The 6223-nt window shown below is 68.3% G+C and carries 8 protein-coding genes; 2 read left to right on the forward strand and 6 right to left on the reverse strand.

Annotation, left to right across the window (positions count from 1 at the left end; translation table 11 throughout):
- Nucleotides 1–17: 17 nt before the first annotated feature.
- Together AB8Z75_RS07935 and AB8Z75_RS07940 are read left to right on the forward strand one after the other, a co-directional pair.
- Entirely contained in the window at nt 18–431 is a 414-nt protein-coding gene (locus tag AB8Z75_RS07935) for a thiol-disulfide oxidoreductase DCC family protein (protein WP_369200682.1), read from the forward strand.
- A gap of 22 nt (nt 432–453) precedes the next feature.
- A complete protein-coding gene (locus AB8Z75_RS07940) occupies nt 454–945 on the forward strand; it encodes a hypothetical protein (RefSeq protein WP_369200683.1) in 492 nt (163 codons plus the stop codon).
- A gap of 57 nt (nt 946–1002) precedes the next feature.
- Here the strand turns inward: AB8Z75_RS07940 and AB8Z75_RS07945 are convergent, their stop codons facing one another.
- The 6 genes from AB8Z75_RS07945 to AB8Z75_RS07970 all read right to left on the reverse strand — a co-directional run.
- On the reverse strand, nt 1003–2079 hold the full coding sequence (locus AB8Z75_RS07945; protein ID WP_369200684.1) for a hypothetical protein: 1077 nt from the start codon (nt 2077–2079) through the stop codon (nt 1003–1005).
- A complete protein-coding gene (locus AB8Z75_RS07950; RefSeq protein WP_369200685.1) occupies nt 2067–2702 on the reverse strand; it encodes a hypothetical protein in 636 nt (211 codons plus the stop codon). The genes AB8Z75_RS07945 and AB8Z75_RS07950 overlap by 13 nt, the downstream gene beginning before the upstream one ends.
- Nucleotides 2703–2942: 240 nt before the next feature.
- On the reverse strand, nt 2943–3995 hold the full coding sequence (locus AB8Z75_RS07955; RefSeq protein ID WP_369200686.1) for a hypothetical protein: 1053 nt from the start codon (nt 3993–3995) through the stop codon (nt 2943–2945).
- Nucleotides 3983–4678, reverse strand: coding sequence for a hypothetical protein (locus AB8Z75_RS07960; RefSeq protein WP_369200687.1), 696 nt, complete (start codon nt 4676–4678; stop codon nt 3983–3985). The genes AB8Z75_RS07955 and AB8Z75_RS07960 overlap by 13 nt, the downstream gene beginning before the upstream one ends.
- Nucleotides 4679–5211: 533 nt before the next feature.
- Nucleotides 5212–5517 (reverse strand): DUF3039 domain-containing protein, encoded by a 306-nt coding sequence (locus tag AB8Z75_RS07965; RefSeq protein ID WP_369200688.1) that lies wholly within the window; start codon nt 5515–5517, stop codon nt 5212–5214.
- Between the two features lie 127 nt (nt 5518–5644).
- A partial coding sequence (locus tag AB8Z75_RS07970; protein WP_369200689.1) for a YqgE/AlgH family protein occupies nt 5645–6223 on the reverse strand: 579 nt, incomplete at its 5' end.

The following is a 6223-nucleotide window of genomic DNA, read 5'->3' on the forward strand; positions in this document are numbered from 1 at the left end:
GAGCGACAATCGAGAACATGCCGACCCGACCCGTACTGGTCTACGACGGAGACTGCGGCTTCTGCACCACGGCGGTGCGCCTCTCAGAGCGGCTCGTCCGGCCGCGCTGCGCGACGGTGCCGTGGCAGTACGCGGACCTCGCACGCCTGGGCGTCACGCGCGAGCGCGCCGCCTACGAGGTGCTGTGGGTGACACCGACGGGCGCGGTCCACGGGGGCGCGCAGGCTGTCGCGAAAGCCCTGCTGAGCGCGGGCGGCGCCTGGACGGTGGCGGGCGCCGTGCTGACTCTGCCGCCGCTTCGGTGGGCCGCGGCCGGCCTCTACCGCCTCGTCGCCGCGAACCGGCACCGCCTGCCCGGCGGCACCGCCGCCTGCGCGGCGCCCGGAGCCGGCGGCGCCTCCGCGCGCCACACGCCGCCCGACGTCTCGTGAGCCGCCGGTAGGCTCACCCGTCATGACGACACCGACCCCGCCCCCGATACCGCCGTCGAAACCGACACCGGTGCCGGTGCCGGCACCGGAACTGGAGCCGGAATCGGAACCGGAGCCGGCACTGGGTTCGGCACCGGAACCGGCATCTGCGCCGGCGCCGGCGCCAGCGCTGCGGGCGACCGAGTGGGACGGCACGGTCTGGGACGACCCCTCCGAAGACCAACTCCACGACCTTCTGGCCGACATGAACCTGCGGTTCCGGTTCGTCGTCGTCGAGCGTCCGGGGAGGGAACCCGCAGGCCACCACTACATGCAGGTCCACCTCAACGACGACTTCAGCTACCGGGTGGAATACCGCGAGGGCGGCCCCGAACACCACTTCCAGGCCCACGTACCGGCCCAACCGGAGATCCTCCGCCCCGAGCCGGTGGCAGGCGTCCTCCAGGCCTGGGCGTTCGACCGGCCGGGCTGGCGCGAGGCCCTCGACTGGGCCCCGTGGGACGGCCCGAACTGAGAATTCGTTCCCTGCCGGACGCGACGACCGCGACGCCGTCCGCCCCACGCTCGGGCCTCAGTTGATGGACTGGATCTCCTGGACGGTCACGTTCTGCGTGCCGCCGAACCGGCCGTCCGGCAGGTCGTCGTCACCGGCCCCGCCGGTACCCTCCCACGAAGCGTCCCAGGTCAGCGTCGCCTTCAACGGGTAGCCGCCGCCACCGTCCTGCGTCGCCCGCAGATACGTCACCCCGCACGGCGGCGTCTTCTTTCCCGACCCCTTCTCATACGGGCTCCCGATTCCCCCGTCCTCACTCACCGGGCACTCCCCCGACCCCGGATGCAACCTCGCATCCTCCGTCCCCGCGGACAACGCCAACGACTCAGGCTTCACCGTCGTCGTCGCCGAGATCTTCACGCCCCCGCCCAAGTCGACGGAAGCCGTGACAGACAGCGGCTTGTACCTGCCCTTGTCCAGCCACACCCACGTCGGCAGGTTCACCGTCTGCCGGTCCTTCGGGTTCAGTTCGACCTCCGTCTCGGGAACGGTGATCCGCGCGTAGGCGAGCTTGGAGAGGATCTTCGGGCTGATCGCGTTCTCCACGTCCGGACGCTCCCCGTTCTCCACCCAGAACGGCAACCTCGTGCACGACTGCGCCTTCGCCGCATCCGGCTCATCCGGATTCGGCACCGCAGCCCAGAAAGTCCCCTCCCCCTGCTTGTCCAGGTTGAAGTCCTTGTACTTCCCCTTCGTGTAGCGATCCCAGATCGCCGTATCCGTCTCCTGCTTCATACCCCCGTTGTCAGGCGTCCGCCCCGTCACCGAAAACGGCGAGTCCTCAAGCTGCGCCTTCAACTCCTTCGGCGAGTAGGTGGGCGCGTACCAGCACGGGGGCGGTGACCAATTAGTCGAATGTGGCACGGACAGGTTGCCCGCGCCGCCTCGGTCGTCGGTCCCTGAGCCCGAGTAGGTGATACGGCGGCTTCCCCCAGCAGCAGCCCCAGCGCTGCTCTCGTCGAGGCCTCCTTTCTGCAGAACCTCCCCTGCACCGTAGGGATTCCCGCGGTTAGCCCAGGCCGAGGTGGCACAGCCGAGGACCGCACAGGCACACAGCGCCGTGACAGCAGTGGTTCTGAAGGTCAGTCTCTGCATTGCGTCACCGCCTTTCCCTCAAACTCGAACCCCCGAGCTTTCCATGGGCCTTCCCCCTTGGGTTTCTGCATCACCAGCGTGTAGCGCATATAGCTGGACGCGTCTTCTTCGGTGCGCCGCACCTTTCCAGTTTCGACGTCTTTGTCGTAGAACTTCGACTGGTCCACACAGAAAGCGACTTCAACGAGCTTGCCATCCACCACTTCGCCGATGTTTGCGCGGTAGTAGCGCTCCTCACCTGTCGCAGTGACGCCGTCCTTCACGTCCATCTCGATAAGTCTCGTCGCGAACTTCTCAGCCGTCTGCAGCGGCACGGTGTGCTTGCCAACCACCGGATCCTTCGGGTCCTGCGCCACCGTGCCGTGCATCAGGGCTCGCATGTAGTCCGCCGCCCCATCCAACGCAGCGGCCTTCTCCTTGTCGGAGGGCTGCTTCCAGTCGAAGACGAGTTCCACGTCGTCGGGAAGCTCGATATCCGAGGTGCGGAAGTCGGCGGCATCGCCCTCAGCCGGGGCGTCACTCTTGCTCGGGCTCGCGGACTTGTCCGCCGAGCCCCCCGCTCCGTCGATCTTGTCGCCCTTGGAACCGTCGTTTTCTCCCCCGCATCCTGCGAGCAGGAACACAGCCGCAACGGTGGCGGCGGCCAACGGGTGGGCGGGGCGGGCGAGTCGCACAGCGGGCTCCCGGGCGTCAGGTGACTGTCGTGAACCTGACGGTAGCAAGCGTGAGCAGGTGATCGCTGGGCGTATCCGAACGCCTCAGCCCCCAAAGCCCGTACCAACTGCGTCGGTTCACCTCACGCAACGGCTCAGAGCGGGTGCGTCACCGGAGCTGACCGAGAAGGCCATCGAAGAAGCGCGACGCTAGTTCACGGACTGGATCTCCTGGACGGTGACGTCCTGCACGCCGCTGAACTCGCCGTCCGGTAGCTCGTTGTCGCTCTCGCCGCCACTGCCCTTCCACGACGCCTCCCACGTGAGGGTCGCCTTGAGCGGATAACCCGCATCATTCTGCGTCGCCCGCTGATACGTCACCCCGCACGGCGGCGACTTCTTCCCCGAACCCTTCTCGTACGGGGAGCCGACCCCACCGTCCTCGTTAGCCGCGCACTCACCGGACTCCGGGTGCACCACGGCCTCCTCGGTGCCCGGGGACAAGTGGAGGGAACCCGGCTTCACGGTCGTCGTCGCCGAGATCGACTGGCCTGCGCCCAGATCGACGGAAGCCGTGACCGACAGCGGCTTGTACCTGCCCTTGTCCAGCCACACCCACGTGGGCAGATTCACCGTCTGCCGGTCCTTCGGGTTCAGCTCGACCTCCGTCTCGGGAACGGTGATCCGCGCGTACGCCAGCTTGGAGAGGATCTTCGGGCTGATCGCGTTCTCCACCTCCGGGCGCTCCCCGTTCTTCACCCAGAACGGCAACCTCGTGCACGACTGCGCCTTCGCCGCATCCGGCTCATCCGGATTCGGCACCGCAGCCCAAAAAGTCCCTTCCCCCTGCTTCTTGAGGTTGAAGTCCTTGTAGTCGCCATCCTCGTACATGTGTCGAATGTCCTGGTCGACCTCTTGCTTGAGCCTCCCGTTGTTCGGCTGGCGCCCCGTGAGGGAGTACGGGGAGTCGTCCACCTTCGCCTTGAGCTCCTTGGGCGTGTACGTGGGCGCGTACCAGCACGGCGGCGGTGACCAGTTCCCCGTGGGAACGGAGAGGTTGCCGCCCCCGGAGCCGTCTCCGCCACCGGAGTAGGTGACAGTTCGCTTCCCCTGAGCCTCAGCGGCGGCCTCACCGTTCTCGAAGCCGCCACCCTTCTTGAAGGTGTTACTACTGCTGCGCCGATCATCGCGTGCCAGCGCAAGTGGAGCACTAGCGAGGAGCGACAGTACGCAGAGACCAGATATGAAGGTCAGTCTTTGCACTGTTTCACCGCCTTGTCCTCGTACTCGAAGGTCCGTGCCCTCCACGGAGAAGACGACTTCTCGGGCTTCTGCATCACCAGCGTGTAGCGCATGTAGTCCGCCGGCCCTTCCTCGGTACGCAGGACCTTTCCGCTCTTGATCTCCTTGGCGAAGAAGTCGGACTGGTCCACGCAGAAGGAGACCTCGGCGAGCCGCCCGTCGACGACATCGCCGACTTTCTCGCGGTAGTAGCGGTCTTTCCCGGTGACGGTGACATCGTCCTTGACGTGTGCCTTGATCAACACCGCTGCGTACTCTCCAGCGGTCTGCAACGGCACCACGTGCCGCACCACCACCGGGTCATCCGGGTCCTGCTTCGCCGTGCCGTGGATCAACGCCCTCATGTAGTCCGCCGCGCCGTCCAACGCGGCGGCCTTGGCCGGGTCGGAGGGTTGCTTCCAGTCGAAGACGAGCTCGACATCGTCGGGCAGCTCGATGTCGGACGTGCGGAAGTCGGCGGGCTTGTCCTTGGCGGAGTCGTCGCCCCCACTCGGGGAGGGCGACGTGTCGTCCTTCGAGGACCCCGCGCCCTCGATCTTTCCGTCCTTCGACGAACCGCCCTCACCACCGCCACATCCGGACAGCAGCAGCGCTGAGGCGACTGCGGCGGCGGCCAACGTGGCGGCTGGGCGGTTCAGTTGCACGGCGGGCTCCTGAGCGTCAGGTAACTGTCGTGAACCTGACGGTAGCAGGGAGCGACGGCCTCACCGAGCGACTTCCGCACACATGGCGCCGGTGAGAGGGGGCCGGAAGGACGCCGGTCAGCTGCCCCTCTAACGGCCGCTTCCGGGCCGGAGAAATTTCTCTGGGCTGTCCGTGAACTTTTTCGCCGGGCCCGCCATCGGACTCTCCGGTACCGAACATCGGTCCCGTCGTGTCGGGAGGCGCTCTCAGGGACGGGGACGCCTCCCGCCGCACTCCGCGCACAGCGCGCAGCGCGCAACACGGAGCACGGAACGCACAGCACGCAGCACACAGCACACAGCTCACAGCCGCAGAGTGCGCAACGGAGAAAGCACAGCGCGCCCCGGCCCTCCCCCGGAGGGGAGCGGACGAGGCGCGGTTTCGCAGACTGAGACTGCGGCACTGTGCGAGTACGCGCGGGCACTACGCGGGTGCGCGCGCGGGCGCGAGGCGCGGGGCGCTCAGCGCTGAGCCGGCGCTGACAGGCCGGAGGCTACTTCTTGCCGCCGCCCTTGCCGTCCTTACCGCCCTTGCCGTTCTTGTCCCCGCCGGGACCCATCGTCTCGTAGATCTCCTTGCACATGGGGCAGACCGGGTACTTCTTGGGGTCGCGCCCCGGGACCCAGACCTTGCCGCAGAGCGCGACGACGGGCGTGCCGTCCATCGCGCTCGCCATGATCTTGTCCTTCTGGACATAGTGGGCGAACCGTTCGTGATCGCCGTCACCGTGCGATGTCTGCGGGGTCGGTTCGACGAGTGTGCCGGTGCCCGTCCCGCGCTCGGGCTCAAGAGTGCTCATGCGGTCCAAGGGTACTCATGCGACCGGAACACGTCAGGCATGGGCGGTGACCCGCGTCACCCCTCCAGGACCCTTCCGAGCCGGGCGTGCCGCCGGGCATTCGGGGCCCCGGGCCACGGGGCCCCGGTCAGTTCAGCGAGGGGTCGTCGGGGTACGTCGCGACCAGCGCCAACTCGCTGCGCTGCCGTCGCAGTACGGACCGCCACAGCCGTTCGGGTGCCGGGGAGGACACGTCGCCGGGCTCGGACTCGACCACGTACCAGGCGCCCTCGGACAGCTCCTTCTCCAACTGCCCGGGGCCCCAGCCCGCGTATCCGGCGAAGATCCGCAGGGAGCCCAGCTCGGCGGCGAGCAGTTCGGGTGGGGCCTCGAGGTCGACGAGGCCGATGGCGCCGTGCACCCGTCGCCATCCGAGGGGGCCGTCGGTGTCGAGAACGGCCTCCATGGCCTCCACCGCCTCCACGGCCTCGACGCCCTCTGCGGAGGGCGCCGCGTCCCCCGTCTCGTCGGTGTCCGGATCGACGATCCCGTCCCCGATCCGGTCCCCGATCTCGTCCCCGGCCCCGGACCCGGCCTCGGACCCGGCTCCGCCCTCTGCCCCGGCCCCGGCTGCGGCATGCGGACCGGCCGCGTCCGTGCCACGGGCGCTGCCCGCATGCCCGGTGTCCGCGCCCTCTCCCGCGCCCGCGTCGGCCCCGCCCGGGCC

Source organism: Streptomyces sp. PU-14G (assembly GCF_041028275.1).
Lineage (GTDB): Bacteria > Actinomycetota > Actinomycetes > Streptomycetales > Streptomycetaceae > Streptomyces.